Annotated in this window: 14 protein-coding genes and 1 pseudogene; 6 read left to right on the plus strand and 9 right to left on the minus strand. The window is 68.9% G+C overall.

Annotated elements, in window-relative coordinates; translation table 11 throughout:
- Positions 1-301: 301 nt before the first annotated feature.
- The gene (locus IE263_RS39790; protein WP_189942985.1) at positions 302-2,038 is read left to right on the plus strand and encodes a sensor histidine kinase; all 1,737 of its coding nucleotides are present in this window, start codon (positions 302-304) and stop codon (positions 2,036-2,038) included.
- Positions 2,039-2,429: 391 nt separating this feature from the next.
- Positions 2,430-3,914, plus strand: a complete 1,485-nt coding sequence (locus IE263_RS39795; protein ID WP_229911414.1) for a DASS family sodium-coupled anion symporter — start codon at positions 2,430-2,432, stop codon at positions 3,912-3,914.
- Positions 3,915-4,341: 427 nt separating this feature from the next.
- On the opposite strand, the gene narI is transcribed toward IE263_RS39795, so the two are convergent.
- The 6 genes and pseudogenes from narI to IE263_RS39825 form a co-directional block, all read right to left on the minus strand.
- Complete coding sequence (narI, locus tag IE263_RS39800) at positions 4,342-5,112, minus strand: respiratory nitrate reductase subunit gamma (RefSeq protein WP_189942986.1); 771 nt, start codon at positions 5,110-5,112, stop codon at positions 4,342-4,344.
- Complete coding sequence (gene narJ, locus IE263_RS39805) at positions 5,109-5,756, minus strand: nitrate reductase molybdenum cofactor assembly chaperone (RefSeq protein ID WP_189942987.1); 648 nt, start codon at positions 5,754-5,756, stop codon at positions 5,109-5,111. The genes narI and narJ overlap by 4 nt, the downstream gene beginning before the upstream one ends.
- Positions 5,753-7,426: a nitrate reductase subunit beta gene (narH, locus tag IE263_RS39810; protein ID WP_189942988.1), complete on the minus strand. Its 1,674-nt coding sequence runs from the start codon at positions 7,424-7,426 to the stop codon at positions 5,753-5,755. The genes narJ and narH overlap by 4 nt, the downstream gene beginning before the upstream one ends.
- A 2-nt stretch (positions 7,427-7,428) precedes the next feature.
- Positions 7,429-11,119: pseudogene (locus IE263_RS39815) on the minus strand (nitrate reductase subunit alpha).
- 310 nt (positions 11,120-11,429) lie between these two features.
- Positions 11,430-11,903 (minus strand): hemerythrin domain-containing protein, encoded by a 474-nt coding sequence (locus IE263_RS39820; protein WP_189942989.1) that lies wholly within the window; start codon positions 11,901-11,903, stop codon positions 11,430-11,432.
- A gap of 47 nt (positions 11,904-11,950) precedes the next feature.
- Positions 11,951-13,234, minus strand: a complete 1,284-nt coding sequence (locus IE263_RS39825) for an MFS transporter (RefSeq protein ID WP_373312249.1) — start codon at positions 13,232-13,234, stop codon at positions 11,951-11,953.
- Between the two features lie 317 nt (positions 13,235-13,551).
- On the opposite strand from IE263_RS39825, the gene IE263_RS39830 reads away from it, so the two are divergent.
- Positions 13,552-13,974: a pyridoxamine 5'-phosphate oxidase family protein gene (locus IE263_RS39830; RefSeq protein ID WP_189942990.1), complete on the plus strand. Its 423-nt coding sequence runs from the start codon at positions 13,552-13,554 to the stop codon at positions 13,972-13,974.
- Between the two features lie 949 nt (positions 13,975-14,923).
- On the opposite strand, the gene IE263_RS39835 is transcribed toward IE263_RS39830, so the two are convergent.
- Both IE263_RS39835 and IE263_RS39840 read right to left on the minus strand, forming a co-directional pair.
- The gene (locus tag IE263_RS39835) at positions 14,924-15,484 is read right to left on the minus strand and encodes a hypothetical protein (protein ID WP_189942991.1); all 561 of its coding nucleotides are present in this window, start codon (positions 15,482-15,484) and stop codon (positions 14,924-14,926) included.
- Positions 15,481-16,284 carry a hypothetical protein gene (locus IE263_RS39840; RefSeq protein ID WP_189942992.1) on the minus strand — a complete coding sequence of 268 codons (804 nt, stop codon included), beginning with the start codon at positions 16,282-16,284 and terminating at the stop codon, positions 15,481-15,483. The genes IE263_RS39835 and IE263_RS39840 overlap by 4 nt, the downstream gene beginning before the upstream one ends.
- A gap of 1,074 nt (positions 16,285-17,358) precedes the next feature.
- Here IE263_RS39840 and IE263_RS39845 point away from each other — a divergent pair.
- From IE263_RS39845 to IE263_RS39855, 3 genes are all read left to right on the plus strand, one after another.
- Positions 17,359-18,600: a GAF domain-containing protein gene (locus tag IE263_RS39845; protein ID WP_189942993.1), complete on the plus strand. Its 1,242-nt coding sequence runs from the start codon at positions 17,359-17,361 to the stop codon at positions 18,598-18,600.
- 111 nt (positions 18,601-18,711) lie between these two features.
- A complete protein-coding gene (gene adh, locus IE263_RS39850; RefSeq protein ID WP_189942994.1) occupies positions 18,712-20,229 on the plus strand; it encodes an aldehyde dehydrogenase in 1,518 nt (505 codons plus the stop codon).
- A gap of 371 nt (positions 20,230-20,600) precedes the next feature.
- A complete protein-coding gene (locus tag IE263_RS39855) occupies positions 20,601-21,641 on the plus strand; it encodes a DUF3800 domain-containing protein (protein ID WP_189942995.1) in 1,041 nt (346 codons plus the stop codon).
- Positions 21,642-21,703: 62 nt separating this feature from the next.
- Here IE263_RS39855 and IE263_RS39860 read toward each other — a convergent pair whose 3' ends face one another.
- Entirely contained in the window at positions 21,704-22,723 is a 1,020-nt protein-coding gene (locus IE263_RS39860; RefSeq protein WP_189942996.1) for an Acg family FMN-binding oxidoreductase, read from the minus strand.
- Positions 22,724-22,746 lie beyond the last annotated feature (23 nt).

Genomic DNA, 22,746 nt, shown 5'->3' on the forward strand with positions numbered 1-22,746 from the left:
GCCACGGTCTCCGCCAGATCCAGTACCGCAGCAACCTCATCACCGGATGCCTCGCCGAAACCAGCCTCACCTTGACGACATCACGGCAACAATGTCAGTAACAGCAGGTCAAGGTCTTCCCGCGTTCGGCGTCCGCGCGTGTCGCTGTTGTCGGTACCAGCACCCCCAGTCGCAGGCGGCAGGAGGGTAATAGGATCTGAGCTGCTGTGACGGCCGTCTTTAACACACGTGTTCGCGTGCGGGCAGGGCCGTTCGGGCATGCTGGGTAGGTGCCAGCGGCACCTTTCCGGAGGGAGCGGGAATGGCGGAAAGTCCGGCCGGGCGGCGGAGGGGTGGTCCGGCGCCCCAGACGCGACTGGATGAGCTGCTGGAGGGGCTGCAGGAGCAGGTGGCGCAGGTCCGCGCAACCCGAGACCGCGTGCACACGCTGCTCGATGCAGTGCTGGCGATCGGCTCCGACCTCGATCTTGACGTGGTGCTGCGACGGATCACCGAGTCCGCGGTGACCTTGGTGGACGCCCAGTACGGGGCGCTGGGCGTCTTGGGCGAGGAAGGCCGCATCCGGCAGTTCATCACGGTCGGTATGGACGAGGACACCATCAACGCGATCGGCCACTATCCCGAGGGCCACGGCATCCTGGGGCTTCTCATCCGGGAGCCGGAGCCGCTGCGCCTGCCCGACCTGGGCCAACATCCCGAATCGGTGGGCTTCCCCGAAGGACATCCACCGATGACCACGTTCCTGGGCGCGCCAGTACGCGTGCGCGACCAGGTCTTCGGAAACCTCTACCTGACCGACAAGCGCGGCGACGCGGAGTTCGACGACGAGGACGAAGCCGTGCTGCGCACCCTCGCGGCTGCGGCCGGCGTGGCCATCGACAACGCCCGGCTGTACGACGAAACACGCCGCCGAGAGCGATGGCTGGCGGCGAGCAGCGAACTGACCCGCAGCCTGTTGTCCGGCACCGACACCGACCAGGTGCTGCACCAGATCGCCGCCACCATCCGGCGTCTGGCCGACGCCGCGCTGGTGACACTCGCGGTGCCGTTGACCGACGGCGACGAGCTGGTGATCGAGGCGGCCGACGGCGAAGGCGCTGAGCGGGTACGCGGGCTGGTACTGCCGGCCACCACACTGGCCGCGAAGGTGTACCACTCCAACGAACGGATCACCAGCAGCTCCCTGTCCGACGAGCCGCAGGAAGGGGGCGGCTCCGCGGCACAGATCCCGCTGGGCGCCGGGTTCCTGCTCCCGCTGGGCGGGCACGAGCACGCGCGGGGAGTCGTGCAGGTCGCCAACCTGCCTGGCGGGGAGGAGTTCTCCGACGCCACCATGGTCATGATCAGCGGTTTCGCCGACCAGGCGGCACTCGCCTTGGAGATCGCCGAGCACCGGCGCGAGGCCGATCAGCTCATGGTCCTGACCGACCGTGACCGCATCGCCCGCGACCTGCACGATCTGGCCATCCAGCGGCTGTTCGCCTCCGGCCTGACGCTGAACTCGGTGGTTGGCCGGGTGGCCGACCGGCCCGAGGTGGCCGAGCGCGTCCAGCGAGTGGTCGACGATCTCGACGACACCATCAAGACGGTCCGGACCACGATCTATGCGCTGCGTGAGCGCGACCGCTCGGACGGGCGCGGCGGCCTGCGCGCGAAGCTGCTGGCCGAGACCGACCAGGCCACCAACACGCTCGGTTTTTCTCCCGCGCTGCGGATGACCGGCCTGCTGGACACCGACGTACCCGACGGCCACGCCGAGCACCTGCTGGCGGTGCTCCGCGAGACGCTGTCGAACACCGCCCGCCACGCACACGCCACCGCGGTGGAGGTCACCGCCGAGACGGACGGCACCCGGCTGGGACTGCGCGTTGCCGACAACGGGCGAGGCATCGACCCCGCCGTCACCCGCCGCAGTGGCCTGGACAACCTCCGCCAGCGCGCCACCGACTTGGGCGGCAGCCTGACTCTCACGCCGAACCAGCCCACCGGCACCATCGTGGAATGGACGGTCCCTCTGCCCGTCCAGGCGCAAGCCTGACCCCGCCGCCCGGCGGTGCTCTCCGTGAGGGGAGACGGATCCGGAGGATCGGTCTGCCTTGGGATGACCCACAGCCGCTCGGTTCTCATCGTGGCGCCAGCTTCGCGATGGACCGTTGCCCATCTCACGCCGTCGGACGGGAGCACGGCGTAGAGCACCCGCTGTCCAGTCCCGCGCGGTGGGTCCCGGTGATCGGACCGCTTGTCTGGCTGGCAATGCCGTTGTTGCCACAGGCGCCGCCCGTCCCCAGTGGTGCCATTCGGCCCCACAACGGGGGCCGGTCGCCACACGCCAGGTGCCCTCCCCCTCCGCCACCGTAGAGGCGAACGCTCGCTCCTGCTCCGGCTGAGCATTCCAAGGCGAGCCGGGCTCTACGCATGGGATGGCACCGATGACACCCTTCCGGGACACCGAAGGACCACTCGCCGGGTCGGCAGCGGGCCGTACCCCGGCCAGGCCCAGAAGCACCGCGGTATGGACGGCGGCAAAGTGGATCGCCCCGGTCGCCGTGGGCCTGATCGTCTATCTGCTGCCGCAGCCCGACGGGATCAAGCAGGGCGGCTGGGCGGTCCTGGCCATCTTCACCGCGACCGTGCTCGGCCTGATCCTCCAACCTCTGCCGCTGGGCGCGGTCGCCCTGGTCGGCCTCACCGTCACCATGATCACGGGAACGCTGGAGCCGGACGTCGCCCTGGGCGGCTTCTCCGAGCCGACGATCTGGCTGATCGTGGCCGCGTTCTTCATCTCACTCGGCTTCACCAAGACCGGACTCGGCCGCCGCATCGCGCTGCTGTTCGTCAGAGCACTGGGCCGCAGCAGCCTCGGTCTGGCCTACGGGATCACCCTGACCGACCTGGTGCTCGCCCCGGCCACACCCAGCAACACTGCCCGCTCCGGTGGCGTCATCCACCCGGTCATCCGCTCGCTGAGCACCAACGCCGGCTCACACCCTGGCGATGAGAGCCGCCGTAAGCTCGGCGCGTACCTCAGCGTGACCGCGATGCAGGTCAACACGGTCACCAGCGCCATGTTCCTGACCTCCATGGCCGCCAACCCGCTGGTGCAGAAGCTCGCCGCCGACCACGGCGTGCATCTGACGTGGACCTCCTGGGCACTGGCGGCAATCGTGCCCGGCCTGGTCGCCCTGCTGGTGCTCCCCGCGCTGCTGTACCGGATCTTCCCGCCGGCGCTGCGAGAGACCCCCGAGGCGCCGGGACAGGCCCGCGCCCAGCTCACCGAGCTCGGGTCGATGTCCCGCAACGAGTGGACGATGGCGGCGGTCTTCGTGCTGCTGCTCCTGCTCTGGTCGGTCGGCGGCCAGGTCTGGGACCTGTCAGCCACCGTCTCGGCCTTCACCGGCGTGACCCTGCTGCTCGTGAGCGGGGTGTTGACCTGGGGCGACCTGGTCGCGGAGAAGTCGGCCTGGACCACGCTGGTGTGGTTCTCGGTACTGGTGATGATGGCCGGCCAGCTGCAAGACCTCGGTGTGATCGGCTGGTTCAGCGATTCGATCACCGATGCCGTCTCCGGCGTGGGCTGGCAGGCCGCATTCGTCGCCCTGACCCTCATCTACCTGTTCTCCCACTACCTGTTCGCCTCCAACACCGCTCATGTCGCGGCCATGTACGCCGCCTTCCTCGCGGCCGCGACGGCCACCGGAGCACCACCGGTGATGGCCGCCCTGGTGCTCGGCTTCATCAGCTCCCTGTACGGCGGCCTGACCCACTACGCCTCCGGCCCGGCCCCCGTCCTCTTCGGCGGCGGATACGTCACCCTCGGCGAGTGGTGGCGTACCGGCCTTGCCGCTGCCGCGGCCAACATCGTCATCTGGATGGGCGTCGGCGCCGCGTGGCTGAAGATCCTCGGCCACTGGTGAGCTTTGCGGAGGGTGAGCCTGCTCGTCGGTCCCGCTGATCGCCGCGAGCAGGCTCCTGCGCGTTGTCCGCTACCCGAGCAGCACCCGTGCCATAGGGCCCGGCCGGTTCAGCGGCGCGTCAACGGTCCTCGCGGAATGGGGCGTTACGCGTGTGCGGGACTCGGGGGAAGCTTCGCGCCCACGAGCCGCGCCCGATCCGGAAGGACCGGAACGCGGTGGTAGCAAGCGGGAAGGCCGGGTTCCGTTCATGGCTGCGTGCCCTCATGGCTGCCCGGGTGGCGCAGCGCCGCCGAAGCCCTGGCGGCATCCGGAGGAGCTGACCGACGCCGTACGGGCCTGTGTAGGAGTGCAGAGCCCGGCTCCTTGCAGACGTCTGATCCGTCAGCCGAAGGCCATCCGGTGGGCCGAGGGTCCATCCACGAGGCACTCATGCCCCAGTGCGTTCCCAGCCCCGCCGCGGAGCCCTGGCACCGAGTTGGGTGTCGCGGCTGCGGTAGACGATGTAGGGGCGGGTCAGGTAGCCGAGCGGTGCGGTGAGCATATGGACGAGCCGGGTGAAGGGCCAGGCCGCGAACAGGAGCAGGGCGCTGAGGGCGTGGAGCTGGAACAGCACCGGGGCCTCGGTCATCATGGCGGGGTCGGGCTGAAGGTAGAAGATGGAGCGGAACCAGGGGGAGATGGTTTCGCGGTAGTCGTATCCCCCGCCGACGACGTTCGCAGCCACGGTCGCGGCTAGTCCCAGCGCGATGGTCACCGACAGGGAGACGTACATGGCCTTGTCGTTGCGGGTGGTGGCGGAGAAGACCGGGCCGACCGTGCGGCGCCGGTAGATCAGGATGGCCAGCCCACCGAGCGTGGCGACGCCGGCGATGGTGCCGAGGACGACCGCGCCGATGTGATAGGTGTGCTCGCTGATCCCCACCGCTTCGGTCCAGCTTTTGGGGATGACCAGGCCGCCGATGTGGCCGAGGAGCACGACGAGGATGCCGAAGTGGAACAGCGGGCTGCCGATGCGCAGTAGGCGGCGTTCGTAGAGCTGGGAGGAGCGGGTGGTCCAGCCGAACTTGTCGTAGCGGTAGCGCCAGATGTGGCCGAGGACGAAGACGGCGAGGCAGACGTAGGGCAAGACGACCCACAGCAGGATGCCACCGGTGCCTGCCTCCGCCGCCAAGGTGAGGGGCTGCGCGGGTCCGGTCATCGGGGACCTCCTACGACGGGGTCGGGCAGGAACACGGGGGCTGCGTACGGGTCGAGGCCGACCTGTTCCTCGGGCGGTCCCTGGGCGGCCAGGCGCATGACGGCTTCGCGGTCGTCGCCGACGAGGGTCGGCAGGGTGGCGGAGACGGAGTCCAGGACGTGGGCCCAAGGCGAGCCGTCGTCGTTCAGGGCGAGCCGGAGAAGTTCCAGGCCGGCACGGTGATCGTTGAGCAGCCGGTATCCGAGGGCGGGCTCGGTGGCGGCGAATTCGAGGACGACGGCCAGGTGGTCGGGCATTTCCTCGTCGGTGACCCGCCATCCGGCTCTGGCGTAGGTCTGCTTAAGACGCAGCAGGGCGAGGCCGCGCTTTCTGGTGTCGCCGTGCGCGTAGTAGGTCAGGAAGAGGCAACAGCGTTTGCAGTGGTCGAAGGTGGCGACGTAGTCGGCGGCCAGCTCCGGCAGCGGGGTGCGGTCGACGTGCTCGGCGAAGCGTACGAGGGGGCTGCCAACCGGCTTCGGCTGGGTGGCGGCGACCTTGAGGGCCAGGGTGAGGTGCTGTTCGAGCTGGTCGTCGGGGTAGGCGAGCAGCAGCGACTGGGCCTGCCAGGCCAGAGCGTTGCGAGCATCAGTGGCGCGGGGCCTCATGACGCGGAGCCGTTCTCGTCGTCCGCAGCGGGTGGGAAGAGGCCGGGCGGGGAGCTCTTGCCGTCCCAGTTGAGCAGGTTCACGCGGGTAGCCTTGTCGGTGGGGGCGGCGGGTGTCTCAGAGGTCTGGCGGTCGCGCAGGGCATGGAAGTTCTCCACGGCGATGGGCGCCGCGCCGCCGGAGGATTCGCCGAAGGGGCCGGAACCGCCCATGCCGGGGCCGCCCTCGTAGTCCAGGCTGCACTCGGTCGCCAACTCTTCGAGTTTGTGGGCCTGTTCGGCGTGGGCGGGCGGAATGACGTACCGCTCGTCGTACTTGGCCAGGGCCAGCAGCCGGTACATGTCGTAGACCTGCTCGCCGCTCATACCGACGGCCTTGGGGATGGCATCGTTCGGCTCGCGTCCGAGGTTGATGTCCCGCATGTAGGACCGCATGGCGGCCAGCCGGTGCAGCACCGCGTCGACGGGCGCCGGGTCGCCTGCGGTGAACAGCTGGGCGAGGTAGTCGACGGGGATACGCAGGGACTCGACGGCGGCGAACAGGTTGTGATGATCCTCGGCGTCGCGGCCGGTGTCGCGGACCGCGTCGACCACCGGGGACAACGGCGGGATGTACCAGACCATGGGCATCGTCCGGTACTCCGGGTGCAGCGGCAGGGCCACCTTGAAGGTGTTGATCAGAGAATGGATCGGGGAGCGCTGGGCGGCCTCGACCCAGTCCCGCGGGATACCCGCCTTCTCCGCCGCGGCGATCACGTGCGGGTCGTGGGGGTCGAGGAAGACCTTCCGCTGGGCCTCGTACAGGCCGGTCTCGTCCGGGGTGGAGGCGGCTTCGAGGACGCGGTCGGCGTCGTAGAGGACGAGGCCGATGTAGCGCAGCCGGCCCACGCAGGTCTCGGAGCAGACGGTCGGCAGGCCGACCTCGACGCGGGGGAAGCAGAAGGTGCACTTTTCGGCCTTGCCGGTGCGGTGGTTGAAGTAGACCTTCTTGTACGGGCATCCGGTCACGCACATCCGCCAGCCGCGGCAGCGGTCCTGGTCGACCAGGACGATGCCGTCCTCCTCGCGCTTGTAGATAGCGCCGGAGGGGCAGGAGGCCGCGCAGGACGGGTTGAGGCAGTGCTCGCAGATCCGCGGCAGATAGAACATGAAGGTCTGCTCGAACTCGAACTTGATCTTCTCCGAGACCTCGTTCAGCAGGACGTCCTTCTCGCTGGTCGCGGCCGAGCCGCCGAGGTCGTCGTCCCAGTTCGCCGACCAGGAGATCTTCATGTCCTTGCCGGAGATCAGGGACTTGGGGCGGGCGACCGGGGTGTGCTCCTGCAGCGGGGCGTTGGTCAGGGTCTCGTAGTCGTACGTCCAGGGCTCGTAGTAGTCGTCGAGGGTAGGCAGCACCGGGTTGGAGAAGATCTGGATCAGCTTCTTGAACCGGCCGCCCGCCCTCAGCGCGAGGCGGCCCTTCTTGTTGAGTTCCCAGCCGCCCTTCCAGGTGTCCTGGTCCTCGTAGCGGCGGGGGTAGCCCTGGCCGGGACGGGTCTCGACGTTGTTGAACCAGACGTACTCGACGCCGGTGCGGTTGGTCCACGCCTGTTTGCAGGTGACCGAGCAGGTGTGGCAGCCGATGCACTTGTCGAGGTTCATCACCATCGCCATCTGGGCCATCACACGCATGATCAGTACTCCACGTCCTGGTTGGCGCGGCGGCGAATGACGGTGACCTCGTCGCGCTGGTTGCCGGTCGGGCCGAGGTAGTTGAAGGCGTAGGAGAGCTGGGCGTAGCCGCCGATGAGGTGGCTGGGTTTGATCAGCAGGCGGGTCAGGGAGTTGTGGATGCCGCCGCGCCGGCCGGTTGTCTCGGTGCGGGGCACGTCGATGAGCCGGTCCTGGGCGTGGTGCATGTAGACGGTGCCTTCCGGCATGCGGTGAGAGACGACCGCGCGGGCGGCGACCACGCCGTTGCGGTTGACGGCCTCGATCCAGTCGTTGTCGTGTACGCCGATCTTCGCCGCGTCCTGCGTGCTCATCCAGATCGTCGGGCCGCCCCGGGAGAGGGAGAGCATGAACAGGTTGTCCTGGTACTCGGAGTGGATGGACCACTTGTTGTGCGGGGTCAGGTAGCGCACGGTCACGCCCAGTTCCCCGACGTCTCCGAGGCGCGGTTCGCCGAACAGGGCGTCCATGTTCAACGGTGGCCGGTAGACGGGGAGTTGTTCGCCGAGGGCGGTGATCCAGTCGTGATCGAGATAGAAGTGCTGGCGGCCGGTGAGGGTGTGCCAGGGCTGAGGCGCTCCACGTTGACGGTGAACGGGGAATAGCGGCGACCGCCGGTCTCCGAGCCGGACCATTCCGGGGAGGTGATGACCGGGATGGGGGCGGCCTGGGTGTCGGCGAAGGTGATCTGCTTGCCCTCGTGCTCGGCGGCCAGGTCCGCGAGTTGTGTACCGGTGCGGGCTTCGAGGGTGTGGAAGCCCTGGGTGGCCAGGTGGCCGTTGGTGGTGCCGGACAGGGCGAGGATCGCCTCGCAGGCGTGCGTGTCACGGGCGATCGATGGCCGTCCGTCGGCCGCCCCGCCGCGCACGGTGCCGTTCTTGTGGCGCAGGTACTCCAGCTCGCGGTCGACCTTGAAGGTGACTCCCTTGGTGGTGGCGCCGAGGGTGTCGAGCAGGGGGCCGAGGGCCCCCATCTTGTCGGCGACGGCCGCGTAGTCCCGCTCGACCGTCACCAGCTTCGGCATGGTACGGCCCGGCACCGGCTCGCACTCCCCAGCCTTCCAGTCGCGGACCTGTCCGTGCGGGTTGGCCAGTTCGTCCGGGGTGTCGTGCAGCAGCGGGGCGGCGATCACGTCCGTGCGGACACCGAGACGATCGGCGGCCTGACGGCTGAACTCCTTGGCGAGCGTGTGGAACGCATCCCAGTCGGTGCGGGTCTGCCAGGGCGGGGCGATCGCCGGGTTGAAGGCGTGCACGAAGGGGTGCATGTCCGTGCTGGACAGGTCGTGCTTCTCGTACCAGGTGGCGGCGGGCAGCACGACGTCAGAGAAGACCGTGGTGCTGGTCATCCGGAAGTCCAGGGCCAGCAGCAGGTCGAGCTTGCCGGCCGGGGCCTCCTCCCGTCAGACCACATCGCGCGGGCGGGCGTCCGACGGTGCCTCGGTGGCACGCACTGAGGCGTCGGTGCCGAGCAGGTGTTTGAGGAAGTACTCGTTGCCCTTGGCCGAGGATCCCAGCAGGTTGGCCCGCCACACGGTCAGCACCCGCGGGAAGTTCTCTGGGGCGTCCGGATCCTCGCCCGCGAAACGCAGCCGCCCGGACTTGAGTTCGTCGACGATGTGCTCGGCGACCGGGCGGCCAGCCGCCTCTGCCTCATCAGCGAGGTCCAGCGGGTTTCGGTCGAAGGTGGGATACGACGGCATCCAGCCCATCCGCGCCGACTGCGCGATGACGTCCGCCGTGGTCTTCCCGGCGAACGGGCCGCCCGCGCCAGCTGCCGCGAGAGTGTCGGCCGAGAACGGGTCGTAGCGGAACTGATCGCTGTGCAGGTACCAGTAGGCGGTCTGGATCATCAGCCGGGCCGGACGGTTCCAGTCGGCGGCGGTCGCGATCGCCGAGTAGCCGGTGATCGGGCGGACCTTCTCCTGCCCGACGTAGTGCGCCCAGCCGCCGCCGTTGACGCCCTGGCAGCCAGTCAACGTGGTCAGCGTCAGGAAGGAACGGTAGATGGTGTCGGAGTGGAACCAGTGGTTGGTGCCCGCCCCCATGATGATCATCGAACGGCCGCCGGACTCCTCGGCGTTGGCCGCGAACTCGCGGGCGATACGCGCCGCCTTCCCGGCGTCCACGCCGGTGATCGCCGCCTGCCAGGCCGGGGTGTACGGCTCCTCCGCGTCCTCGTACGAGGACGGCCACTCGCCCGGCAGGCCGTCGCGGGCCACCCCGTACTGGGCCAGCAACAGGTCGTACACCGTGGTCACCAGACGCCCCGCGATCCGGCGCACGGGTACTCCACGCCGCAGCCGCCCCGCGCCGCCGTCCGGAGCGTCGAAGCGGGGCAGGTCGACGGCGACCGGCGCCTCGTCGCCGCCCTCGGCGGACAACGAGGGCTGTGTGTCGCCGAGGTCCAGGTTCCACTTGCCGGCGCCGGCCTCGCCGTAGCGGTCGCCGAGCGTGCCATTGGGTACCACCGGCTGTCCGGTGGCCGCGTCCAGAAGTACGGTCCGGAACTCCGCATGCTCGGCCGCCGCGTGCTCGCCGCCGAGGTCGGCAGCTGTCAGGAACTTGCCCGGCCGGTAGGTGCCCGGCTCGCCCTCGACCTCGTCAAGGGCGACCAGGAAGGGCAGATCCGTGTACCTCTTGACGTAGTCGGTGAAGTGAAGTACGGCGTGGCCGGGTCGACGAAGAATTCCTTGAGGATCACGTGGCCCATGGCCATCGCCAACGCCCCGTCGGTGCCGGGCTGGGCCGCGAGCCACTCATCAGCGAACTTCACGTTGTCCGCGTAGTCCGGGGAGACCGCCACCACCTTCTGGCCCCGATAGCGCGCCTCGGCCATCCAGTGCGCGTCCGGCGTACGGGTCACCGGCAGGTTGGAACCCCACATGATCAGGTAACCGGCGTCCCACCAGTCCCCCGACTCCGGCACGTCGGTCTGGTCGCCGAACACCTGCGGCGAGGCCACCGGCAGGTCGGCGTACCAGTCGTAGAACGACAGCATCGCCCCGCCGAGCAGCGAGTAGAAGCGGGCCCCGGCCGCGTGCGAGACCATCGACATCGCCGGGATCGGCGAGAACCCGGCCAGCCGGTCCGGCCCGTACTCCTTGATGGTGTGAACGTGCGCGGCGGCGACCAGCTCCACCGCCTCGTCCCAACTCGCCCGCACCAGGCCGCCCTTGCCGCGCACCGCCTTGTAGCGGCGGGCGCGCTCCGGGTCGGAGACGATGTCCGCCCAGGCCGCCACCGGATCACCGCCCAGCCGGGCCTTGGCCTCGCGGTACATCTGCAGCAGCACGCCGCGCACGTACGGGTAGCGCACCCGCGTCGGCGAGTACGTGTACCAGGAGAAGGCCGCGCCGCGCGGGCAGCCGCGCGGCTCGTACTCGGGACGGTCCGGGCCCACCGAGGGGTAGTCGGTCTGCTGCGCCTCCCACGTGATGATGCCGTCCTTGACGAACACCTTCCACGAGCACGAGCCGGTGCAGTTCACCCCGTGCGTGGAGCGCACCACCTTGTCGTGCGACCAGCGGTCCCGGTAGAACTCGTCCGCCTGCCGGCCGCCTTTTCGGTGCAACGTGCGCAGGTCGTCGGAGACCTCCGCCCGGGTGAAGAAGCGGCGGCTGCGCACCAGCGCCTCCGCCAACTCGCCGTCCAAGCCCGCCCGCGTCTGTTCCCGGCTGGTCTCCGTGCTCACCGTGCCACTCCGCCCCGGGCACCACGGGCACCCGTTCGAATTGTGATCGGTTCCGCCAGCACACGACTCTACGACCGCCGTCCCCGGGAGGGTCAACAGCCACACCACGAACAACGCGCGGTTTGGTCGAGATCGCCTGAGTGCAGGGAGTATCCCGGCACCGCCTGGCCATGCCCCTCGTCTGCAAAGCCCCGTACCCCCGCTCGGGGTGGTGAGCGGGGGCACGGGGCTTGCGGGGGTGCTGCCCCGTCGGCGTTGGCGGGCGGACTCTTCAGGCGGCTGGCCGGGACAGCGCGCCGCCCGCCTTCAGGCGCTCGGCCTCGACCGCTTCCCACTCCTCGGTGCTGAGGTTCGCGAGGGCGGCCGGGAAGACGCCGTCCTGTTCCTTGAGGATGTGGTCGCGCAGCATGGCCATCGCCTCCATCAGCCGGTCCGGCCAACTCGGGTCGGTCAGGTACGGTCCGTCCGCCTCGGCCAGCACCGCCTCGATGCGGCGATGCTCGTCCTCCAGTGCGGCGATCTGCTCGGGGAACTCGGCGGCCAGGGCCGAGAACAGGCCGTGCTCCTCCACCTGGGTGTGCGGGCCCAGCACGGCCGCGATCTCGCGGGCGAGCTCCGCCATCCGGGCGATAGCGCCGTCACGCCGGGCGTCCCGTAGGAGGCTGATGAGGTTGACGACCCTCTCGTGTTCCTGGGTCAGTTCGTCGATGGTCTCCAGGGCCTGGCAGCCGCAGTACTCGCACACCGGTCTACTCCCTTGTTCCTCGGCTCGTCGTTCTCGTCCGCTCGCCCTTACGCGGTGCTGTCGGCGGTGCGGTGCCGGCGTCCCCGGCCCGGGCGCTGCTTGCGCTCGCCGCCTTCGGCTGCGGCGCGAACACCGGTGAGGGTGAAGGCCAGCGCCGCGGCGGCCACGATCGCGAGCAGGGCGAGGCCGGCCGCGTACGTTCCGTACTCGCCGTACAGCGAGCCCATCACCAGCGGCGGCAGGAAGCCGCCCAGGCCGCCCGCGGCGCCAACCACACCGGTGACCGAGCCGACCTGGTTGGCCGGGGTCCGCAGAGCTACCAGGGCGAAGGTCGCCCCGCTGCCCGCGCCGAGCGCGGCGGCCATGGACAGGAAGGCGATGGTGCCCAGCGGTGCCAGGCCCGGGGTGAACGACTGCACGACCGCCCCGGCCACGACCACCGCCAGCGAGCCGGCCAGCACCCGGACCGGGCCCAGCCGGTCGGACAGCCAGCCGCCCATCGGGCGCATCGCCACGGCGAGGAGTACGAATCCGGCCATGCGGTTGGCGGCGTCGGCCTGGGTCAGGCCGTAGCCGGTCTTGAGGTAGGTGGGCAGGTAGACGGAGAAGGCGACGTAGCCGCCGAACGCGACCGCGTACAGCGCGGACGCCTGCCAGGTGATGGGCAGCCGGACGGTGGCGGCCAGCCGACGGGCCAACGGCTCGGTCGGCACGGTGCGGCCGGGGGCATCCCTGAGCAGCAGTGCGGCGGCCACGGCGTACACGGCCAGCATCGCGGCGGTGATCAGGAAGGGGGTGGCCATGCTGTTCGCGTCGACCAGCTTCACGGTGGTCAGGGCGCTGATGGCGGTGCCGCCCATGCCGGCGCCGAAGACGCCGATGGCGAGTCCGCGCCGCTCGGGCGGGAACCAGGCGTTGACGAGCGGCACGCCGACGGCGAAGGCGGTGCCGCCGATGCCGAGGAAGAACCCGCCGACCAGAAGTGCCGCCAGCGAGGAATGTCCGGCCAGGCCGAGGTAGAGGACCGGCACGATGGTGGCCGCCGACACGATCGGGAACATGACCCGTCCGCCGAACCGGTCGGTCAGTGCGCCGACCGGTATGCGGCCCAGGGAGCCGACCACGACCGGCACTGCGACCAGCAGGGACTGCTCGAACGACGAGAGGTCGAGGCTGTCCTTGAACCGGGGGCCGAGCGGGCTGAGCAGTGCCCACGCCCAGAAGTTCACGGCGAAACCAACCGTGGCCAGGGTCAGCATCAGCCACGCCCGGCCGGACACCGGCGACCGCGACGGTGAGCTGCCGCTCTTCGACTTCAACGGCTGGACCATGTTGTCCGTCCCTTTCCTCTTCACGGTGGTACTGCGCCACCGGGATCGCACGCGCACCGCAGGCCCCTTGCCTGCAGAACGGCGTCACGTCACCACTGTCCGCATCAGGACTCACCGGAGGCATGGGCCATCAGTCCCTACCGGTGGACAGACGGTCCCCGGGTCCGGGCCCGGCCGTCCCTCCAAACAGCCCCCTGAACCGCCTTGCCCGCGTGGCTCCCGCGGAACAACGGCCGCGATCGGCCGTCCCTCGCGCGGCGAGGGGGTAGGGCCGGTCGGCCCTACCCCCTCGCCGCGACTACGGGGAGGATGGACTGATGTTCCAGAACGACGCCTTTCGCGCACTCGACCGGCAGGAGTGCCTGCGCCTGCTCGCCAAGGTGCCGGTCGGCCGCGTGGTCTACACCCGTCAGGCGCTGCCCGCGGTCCTCCCCATCAACTTCTCCCTGGACACGGACGCCTCTGTCCTGCTGTGCACCTCGCCGGACTCGGACCTCGTGCGCGCCATCGACGGCGTCGTGGTCGCCTTCGAGGCGGACGAGTTCGATGCGGCGACCCGGTCCGGCTGGAGCGTGGTCGTCACCGGCCGGGCCACCGTGGTGACCGATCCCGCCGAGCAGGAACGGCTGTCGCAGGCCGGCCCCATCTCTTGGATGCCCCTGCGGGACGCGGTGTTCGTACGGATCGAGTCGGAGATGGTCACCGGACGCGAACTCAGGGGAACGCTCGGCACGCTGTGAGGCGTAGCCTGCCGCGGGGACAGGTCGCGAGCCGAGTGCGACGTGGTCCTCGTGTAAGGAGTCTCCAGTTCAGGTCCCATAACCGCCCCAGGCACAGGGTGTGTGGACGCATTGGCCGTGCGGCCGCCCTCCGGGCCGTACCCAAAGCGGATCAGCAGCTGCGGGCAGCACCACCGCTTCGGATCCGGCCATCGCACCCGCAGGTCCGGCCACTCCATCGCCTGGTGCAGCATCGAGGTGCGCACCCCGCGCTGGGTCGCCGTGAGCAACACGCGCTCCAGAGCCTGGCCCGCGCGCAGCCAGTCCTCCCGCCGGTCGTGGGACGTCCACAGCAGGGCCACCTGGGCGTGGCGTTCGAAACGCAGGGCGGTAGGTGGAGAGCGGGCAGCCGCCCCGTGGAGTCCCGCACCGGCATCCGCCCGGAGGCATCCCGCGGACCCAGGGCGGTTACGGGAATGCCATACGATGCGTCCGCTCCTGGAGCGGTAACCCCAGGTCCGCACCTCGCCCGCGCGGGCGAGGTGGACGGCGTTGCGGGCCTCCGCCGCCTGGGCCAGGCGCAGCAGGCGCCCGGTCGCCATGATGTGTCGGGTACGTCCAACTGAGCGCCTCAGACCGGGCCGAGCTGATCATCTCGGTAACGATCGGGACAGGAACCGGGCGGCCGGTGAACGGCATCCGGCTCGTGTGGCGCCACTCGACCGCCTCGTGCAGATCGCGCAAGGGCAGCTGCGCGTCCGCGGGTACCCGGCCAGTTGCACTGCGGCCAACAGGCCCGGACCGTCTACGGCGGAAAGTAGCCGGAGGAGGGGTTCTCAGCCCAGATGCACTGCGCCACCCGGAGGTTGAAGACGGCCGCGGCGGTGTGGACGTTGTGGGATTTGTTCCTGGACCTGCTGATGCTGCCCGACGTGGTGCTGACGACCGGCGGTTGAGCGGGCGGCGGTGACTATTCTTTCGGTTCGGGAATTCCGGCTGTTTTTTCCAGGAGTTGGGTGAACTGAATCAGAGTTCCCAGTGCCGGGAGCAAGCCGGCGAGGGTCCACAAAGTAAAAAGCCCCGCAGCTGCACCAAAAGCTGTGCTCCAACCGTTCCCGCATTGTTTAGTCGCCGATAGGAGCAGCAGGGAGACGCCTGCCAGAAGACCAAGGGTGATAATGGTAATGAATGGTGAAAAGTACTTGGACATGGGAGTGATGCCCGCCGCCTTTGCTTTCTTGAGGAAGGCGGTGTCGAGAGCCCTCGTGATCATGGCTAGGGCTGCCACTACGGCTCCGATGATGATGCCGATCAATGGGGCAGCGACTCTCGCTGCGGCATGAGCCTCCTCGATTCTGTCATGCCCAAGCCACCCCCCTCCTGCACCACCCGCGAGGGCAAGCACCACTTCTCCCCACCATAGATATTTGGGCCTCAGATTGATGACGGTGAGAAGATCATGGAATGCTGCATTTCCAGGCGCCCTTTTCTTGAGGCGCTTGGCTCCTGAACCATGGGGCGTGCTGGTCACGTTGGGCCCCCGCCGCCGAACCACCTTTCGGATAGCCAGGCAAGTGCCAGGACGAGAAGCGGCGGTACTGTACTACGAGCCATCTCGTAATGATGCTTAAACTCTGCGGGATTCTCCCTGGAATCGAAAACGTCACCGTCGGTCGAGACTACCCTCACGTCCGCGTTCCCCCGACTCGCTTCCTTGTCGAAACGTTCAGCCTCCTGAAGTGGGACCCCGAGACCACGCTCGTTCCTGTACTTTTCTTCCGCGACTTGTGCTCCGTATTCTTCCATTCGTTTGATTGCGTCTGGGAGATCGCAACCAGGGTTCGGGAGCCGTACGGTCAGGGACAATTCCGCCACACTGGAGAGCCTCTGAATTCCGTCCAGGATCGTGCCAGGCGGGCATACTAGGTCGATATTGACCGTCAGCCCCTCCTCCCTGATAGTCGTTGGTGCCATTTCTTGGAGGAATCGCTCAACCTCGGTGGCAATGTCACCCGGGGATGAATCTTCCGGAACGGCCATAGAAATCCAGCCGTCCTGATCAAGGGCAAAGGTATGGCCCGATTCGGTCCCGTACGCATCGACGCTTCGTTCGTCCAGGATACGCGAGTCCCTTTCGAGGGCTTTTGGGATTTCTCCCTCGATAGCAGCCCTGGAGTAGTCAAGGGTGTATTCCTTCAGGCTATCCCTTAGATGCTCGAATGCCTTTTTGTGCTCGCGTGCTTCCATTCTCCTTCTGAGCTCAACGGGAATGGTGCGCTTACGGTGAGGCGCCGATCGAATGTTTACGCGGCCAAGGAAGATCCGGGTCATGTCTGGACGGTAGAACGGACTAGGGGTATTTGCGATTTATCGCGCCAAAGGAGTGAGCGCTTGCCCAGAAGGAGCAATGGGCGCTGGCGGCCGTGGGCCTGAACGATTATCGCGCCGACTTCCCGGGTATGCATCACGGCTTCTTCGCAAAACGTTCCTCCGTGCCGTCAACCCTGCGCCGCCGCCGTCCCTCTCTGGAGGAGCGTTGGCTGGCCCCATACTGCGGGCCATACGGCCTCATTCGGCGGGCAGACGGCGCGGAAGGGCAGGTGGCAGACAAGGAGCACGCGTTTGTCCGTGGCGTGCCTTCCTTCTCCATGTCTGGTGGCGACGCCAAAACAGCGATGGCCGAGCCATAGCCGTCCGGCTTCGGACCCGCTCCAGGCACTCCACCCAGAAGCCCCGGAGCTACAGCCCTCGATCTGTGCGCGCCACGGTCGGCCGGGCCGACCAACGCAGGGTATCTGGTACTCCACGACCAGGTACGGCCTGGTGCCGACGCCAAAACGCCAATGCGGAGTGAGCCGTGCGTGCGTCCGGAGCCGCGGCGGACGGCTGGTGACCGGACCAGAAGCACGCCGCGCCTGCTGCGGCCGTTGGGATGGAGAAGACGTGGCCGACAGCTGGACACGACGGTCCGTGGCAACTCCCGGCCGGTCGTGGCCAGCATCGTGGTACGCCAGAGGCTGGCGCCTGGGCCGTACGGTCCCCACGGCACCGTACGCCGGGTCCCTGATCACCGTTGCGAATAGGGCCGAACGGCCCCTCGAGAAGGTCCGATCCGCCCCACGTGTCGCGCGCCGCGCCCGTCTAACCTCCCGCCGTATGGAGAGCAGCAGCCGCCCAGGTCGCTTGGACGCCCACGTCCGACGAGTCCGTCGATTCAGGCTGGCAGAGCGGTCCCCGAGCAGCGGCGTGTGCAGCACCTCTTGAAGCCGCGGACCAAGCCAGGGAGGCGTGCCCGGGTGCGGAACTGTCCGATCGGACGAGGAAACCTGTCCGATCGGTCAGGCGGGTCGGTGAAGTCATCGCGGACAAAGGGCAATTGTCCCCGTTCGGCGGGAGGGGAAGCACATGGGGCGGCGCAGTGACCTGCGGCGGCGCAGGGCCGGTCTGGAGGACGAGTGGTCCCGCTGGGTGCCACGGCTGAAGGTCGCGGGCACGCTCCCGATCGGTGGCGGCTCGTTGCGCCAGGAGGTGACCGAGTCGTGGGCGCGCTCGCTGACCAGTGTGGATCCCGGCCGGGACAGCGCTCCCGTCGCCGACGGTGGTGCGGTGCACCGGCTCTGGTCCGGATCGCCGCTGCGCGGGCCGGTCGACGGCCTCGCCGACGAGCTGCGCAGCGTCGCCGACGACGCCGGATTCGTCACCGCGGTCACCGACGAGTCCGGGACGATCCTGTGGACGTACGGCGGCCAGGCGATGCGGCGACGGGCCGAGTGGGTCAACTTCGCGCCGGGCGGGCGGTGGGACGAGGAGGCCATGGGCACCAACGCCGTGTCCCTCGCGCTGCGCACCGGCCGCCCCAGCACCGTCTTCTCCGCCGAACACCTGGTGACGGCGCTGCACGGCTGGGCCTGCTACTGCGCGCCCATCCATGGCCCCGACGGGCACGTCCTCGGCGTCCTGGACCTGTCCACGACCTGGGACCGCTCGCATCCCCTGGCCATATCTACCGTGCGCGGCCTGGCGTCCGCCATCGAGGCCGAACTCCGTACGGAACTGCCCCTTCGGCCTCCCGAAGACCGGCTGCCCCAGCTGCGGCTGAACTGCCTGGGCACCGAGAAGGCCGTACGAGACGGCGTCCCCCTTCTCCTGCGGCCCCGGCAGCTGGAGATCCTCACGCTCCTCGCGCTGGAACCGGACGGATACACGCCGGACCGACTCCGCGAGGCCCTGTACGGCGACCGTGCCGTCACCGCCTCCACGTTCAAGGCGGAGATCTCCCATCTCCGCCGGGCCCTCGGCGGCGGTATCGCCACCCGCCGCTACACGCTGACCACACCCGTATCCTGCGACGCCGTCGACGTGCTGCGTGCGCTGGAGAGCGGCGACACGGAGACGGCCCTGCGCCTCTACCGCGGGCCGCTGCTCGCCCGCTCCGAGGCTCCGGGCATCGAGGAGTGGCGCACCCACCTGGAAGTCGCCGTACGCGAGGCGGTCCTGGCGAGCACACGCCCAGAACACGCCCTGCGCTACGGCGGGCGTGCACCGTACGACGCGGAGGTGCACGAGCACGCACTGCGGCTGTTCGGGCCGGCCGACGCACGCCGGGCGATCGCCGCCGGCCGGCTGACCACCGCGCTGCGCGACTGACACCCGCGCACCAACCTCGCGCCAACCTCCCGAGGCCACGGTGAGGCAGACCACGACGGCGTGGGCCGTCGTACCACTGTCACTCACCATCGCCCACCGAGGAGAGCCGCCATGGTGTACGCACAGCCGGGAACGGACGGCAGCATCGTCAGCTTCGCCCCGCGATACGACAACTTCATCGGCGGCGACTGGGTCGCCCCCGCGGAGGGGCAGTACTTCAAGAACCACTCGCCGGTGAACGGGAAGGTCTTCTGCGAGGTCGCCCGCTCCTCCGCGGCCGACATCGAGCTGGCCCTGGACGCCGCGCACGCCGCGGCGCCCAAGTGGGGCCGCACCTCCAGCGCCGAACGCGCAGGCATCCTGAACAGGATCGCGGACCGGATCGAGGAGAACCTCCCGAAGCTCGCCGTGGCAGAGACCTGGGAGAACGGCAAGCCGGTGCGCGAGACGCTGGCCGCCGACCTCCCGCTGGCCGTGGACCACTTCCGCTACTTCGCCGGGGTGGTCCGCGCCCAGGAGGGGAGCCTCTCCGAGATAGACACCGACACGGTCGCCTACCACTACCACGAGCCGCTGGGCGTGGTCGGGCAGATCATCCCCTGGAACTTCCCGATCCTGATGGCCGCGTGGAAGCTGGCACCCGCGCTGGCCGCCGGAAACTGCGTGGTCATCAAGCCGGCCGAGCAGACCCCCGTCAGCCTGCTGCTGGTGATCGAGCTGATCGCGGACCTGCTCCCGCCCGGCGTGGTCAACATCGTCAACGGCTTCGGCGTCGAGGCGGGCAAGCCGCTCGCGTCCAGCCCGCGCATCGCCAAGATCGCGTTCACGGGGGAGACCAGCACCGGTCGGCTGATCATGCAGTACGCGAGCGAAAACATCATCCCGGTCACCCTGGAGCTGGGCGGCAAGAGCCCGAACGTCTTCCTGCCCGACATCATGGCGGCGGACGACGACTTCCTGGACAAGGCCGTCGAGGGCTTCGTGATGTTCGCCCTCAACCAGGGCGAGGTGTGCACCTGCCCATCCCGCGCCCTGATCCACTCCTCCATCTACGACGAGTTCATCGCCCGCTGCGTCGAGCGCACCAAGGCCATCGTCAGCGGCGACCCCCTGGACCCGGCCACCATGATCGGCGCCCAGGCCAGCGTCGACCAGTACGAGAAGATCCTCTCCTACATCGACATCGGCAAGAAGGAAGGCGCCGACCTCCTCACCGGCGGCACCCCCCGCACGGTGACGGGCCTGGAAGACGGCTACTACATCGAGCCCACCATCTTCCGCGGCACCAACGACATGCGGATCTTCCAGGAGGAGATCTTCGGCCCGGTCGTCTCCGTCACCACATACGACTCCCTCGATGAGGCCCTGAAGATCGCCAACGACACCCTGTACGGCCTCGGTGCCGGCGTGTGGACCCGCGACGCCAACAACGCCTACCGCGTCGGCCGCGAGATCAGGGCCGGACGCGTGTGGACCAACTGCTACCACGCCTACCCGGCCCACGCGGCCTTCGGCGGCTACAAGGGCTCCGGCATCGGCCGCGAGACCCACAAGATGATGCTCGACCACTACCAGCAGACGAAGAACCTGCTGGTCAGCTACGCCCCGAAGAGGCTCGGCTTCTTCTGACCGGCGCCCACACCGGGCGCGTCGGGCTGCCGTCGGCCGCCGACGCCCTGATGCGCCAGATGGGGACGGGTCGGTGACGTTCCATCAGTCCGGGGGCTGCTTCGACGGCAGCCCCCGATGAGCTACCCGCGCGGCAGATTCCGGGTTGGCGCCGTGAACGTCCCTCTCGGCCACGTCGCGGTGTTGCACACGACCAGGGGTGTGCTCGCCCCACTCGCTCTGGTCGTCATGGCGTGAGGAGTCCCAGTGGGCATGGCACTGAGCGCTCGCCGGGTCGGCCGATCAGTGTGCGGAGCGGATCCACAGCTCCTGGGCGGTGAGTTGCAACAAACGCCTCGACACCAGAGGTCTGCTGGACGACGCTGCACCCCATGGCGACACCCACGGTCTACGCAGATGAGTCCAGCTCCACAGGGGAGAACCTTCTCGACCCGGATCAGCCTGTGTTCTGCGCCGCGGCCGTCCACTTGGATGACAGCCTGGCCCAACAGACCGTCGAGGACGTCAAAGCGCACCTCCCCTCAACACACGGCGAACCGAAGTACACCGCTCTGTCGCAGACCGGCACGGGCCGGGATGCGCTGATCGCCGCGTTCGACACGCTGGTCGGCGAGAGCATCCTGGCGTTCATCGCGAACAAACGCTTCATGGTGGTGACCAAGATGGTCGACGTCCTGGTCGAGGAGCTGGCACACGAGACGGGCTTCAACCTGTACGACGGCGACGCCGCGCTGGGGCTGGCCAACCTTTACCACCTCTCGGGCCCCGTGTTGGGTGACCCCGGCGCATACGACCGTATGCTCCAGACGTTTGTCGACGCGGTACGGCGGCGTAGTCGCGCCAGTGCAGCCGATCTGTTCGCTGCGATCTCCACCTACCGGGCCACGACGAAGCCGCCACTGACGAAGTGGGTCGAGTTGCTGGAGTGCACGCGCGCGCAGGGGGACGACATCATCCGCAGGATCGCATCCGGGGAGATGCGGGACGTGCTCGACCCTGCGATTCCGTGCCTGGCGGTGGTCTGCGGCGAGATGGGGAAGATCGTGGGCGAGTTCGCCCTCGTTCACGACGAGTCAAATGCGGTCGCCCGTGGCTCTGTCTTCCTCCAGTACCTGCACTGGCTCCCTGACCCTGCGCGGCCGGGACTCATGATGGAGCGCCTGCCCGTCACCAGCGTCGCGTTCTCCGACAGCACTGCGGCGCCGCAGCTTCAGATTGCGGACTGGGCAGCTGGAGCGGTCCGGCAGTGGGCGACCAGTTTGGTCACCACCAAACGCGATCCGTTCGCGGAGAGGTTGGAGCCCTTCGTGAAGAGGTGGACGGCTGGAGGGATCTGGCCCGACCCCGACTTCTTCACCACGGGCAGGAAGCCGATCGGGCGACCCGAAGAGCCGGACGAGCCTGCGCGGTAGGGATTTGCTCGTGCCACACCGCCGTGGGCCTCGGGCCGGAGCGCCGTGAGAGACCGCGGCTCTCAGCCCGGTTCCGTATCGGTTGCTGGCGGTCCTGCGGGACGAGCAACGGAGTGCCCGGATTCTCGCGGTGTGCTGACGCCATCCGGGCCGTAGCCGAATCGGATCAGTACGTGCGGATGGCACCGCTTGTGTCGTGGGAGGGCTGTTGCGATTCGCAGGTCGGGCCATTCCATGGCCTGGTGCAGGAGTGAGGTACGCAGTCCGTGGGCGGTCGCAGTGAGGAGGACGTACTGCAGGGCCTGGCCGGCCCGCAGCCAGTCCTCCCGCCGGTCGTGGGGCGTCCACAGGAGGGCGAGCTGGACGTGGCGTTCGAACCACAGGGCGGGCAGGCGGCGGGCGGGCAGTGCGCCGGTGAAGTCCCGCATCGGCATCCGCCCGGCCGCGTCGGGCGGGCCGAGGGCGGTGGCGGGTATGCCGTAGGGGGTGCTCGCTCCTGGGGCGTTGATCCAGGTGAGGGTTTCGGCGGTGCGGTCCGGGTGGGCGTGGTTGCGTGCCTCGGCTGCGGCGGTCAGATGCAGCAGCCGCCGTGTTCCGGCGATGTCCGGCACGTGCAGACGCGCGCCGGCGGCGTGCGCTGCCGACGCCATCTCCGCCACGATCGGCTCGGGCACCGGGCGGCCGGTGAACGGCATCCGGCTCGTGTGCCGCCGTGCGATGGCCTCGTAGAGGTCAGGGTCCGACGGCTGGTCCTCCGCGCCGAGCGGACCGGTCAGTCGTACGGCGGCCAGCAGGCCGGGTTCGTGTGGATCCGGCAGCAGTTTCACCTCGGGTCGCCAGCCTTGGTGGACGGCGGCGAGGCGGAGGTTGAAGACCGCGGCGCCCACGGACAGATACTGAGCCCGGTGCATCGGGTCGGTCAGCGGCAGTGTCCGCTCCGGCGCCGAATGGACCTCCAGCACCTGGTTGCCGGGGTCCAGGCGGAAGCGCCAGGGCTGTGTGTTGTGGATCGACGGGGCTGCCACGGCGGCTGTCAGGAGCGACTCCACGGTGGCTGCGTCCAGCACGGCTTGGGTGCGCATGATGGCTTCTCTTCCTTCCTTCG

Source organism: Streptomyces aurantiogriseus, assembly GCF_014649375.1.
Lineage (GTDB): Bacteria > Actinomycetota > Actinomycetes > Streptomycetales > Streptomycetaceae > Streptomyces > Streptomyces aurantiogriseus.

Coding starts and splice junctions, on each gene's coding strand:
- IE263_RS39790 (WP_189942985.1), top strand. CDS start 302: ATGGCGGAAAGTCCGGCCGGGCGGCGGAGGGGTGGTCCGGCGCCCCAG.
- IE263_RS39795 (WP_229911414.1), top strand. CDS start 2,430: ATGACACCCTTCCGGGACACCGAAGGACCACTCGCCGGGTCGGCAGCG.
- narI (WP_189942986.1), bottom strand. CDS start 5,112: ATGACCGGACCCGCGCAGCCCCTCACCTTGGCGGCGGAGGCAGGCACC.
- narJ (WP_189942987.1), bottom strand. CDS start 5,756: ATGAGGCCCCGCGCCACTGATGCTCGCAACGCTCTGGCCTGGCAGGCC.
- narH (WP_189942988.1), bottom strand. CDS start 7,426: ATGCGTGTGATGGCCCAGATGGCGATGGTGATGAACCTCGACAAGTGC.
- IE263_RS39825 (WP_373312249.1), bottom strand. CDS start 13,234: ATGGTCCAGCCGTTGAAGTCGAAGAGCGGCAGCTCACCGTCGCGGTCG.
- IE263_RS39830 (WP_189942990.1), top strand. CDS start 13,552: ATGTTCCAGAACGACGCCTTTCGCGCACTCGACCGGCAGGAGTGCCTG.
- IE263_RS39840 (WP_189942992.1), bottom strand. CDS start 16,284: ATGACCCGGATCTTCCTTGGCCGCGTAAACATTCGATCGGCGCCTCAC.
- IE263_RS39845 (WP_189942993.1), top strand. CDS start 17,359: ATGGGGCGGCGCAGTGACCTGCGGCGGCGCAGGGCCGGTCTGGAGGAC.
- adh (WP_189942994.1), top strand. CDS start 18,712: ATGGTGTACGCACAGCCGGGAACGGACGGCAGCATCGTCAGCTTCGCC.
- IE263_RS39855 (WP_189942995.1), top strand. CDS start 20,601: ATGGCGACACCCACGGTCTACGCAGATGAGTCCAGCTCCACAGGGGAG.
- IE263_RS39860 (WP_189942996.1), bottom strand. CDS start 22,723: ATGCGCACCCAAGCCGTGCTGGACGCAGCCACCGTGGAGTCGCTCCTG.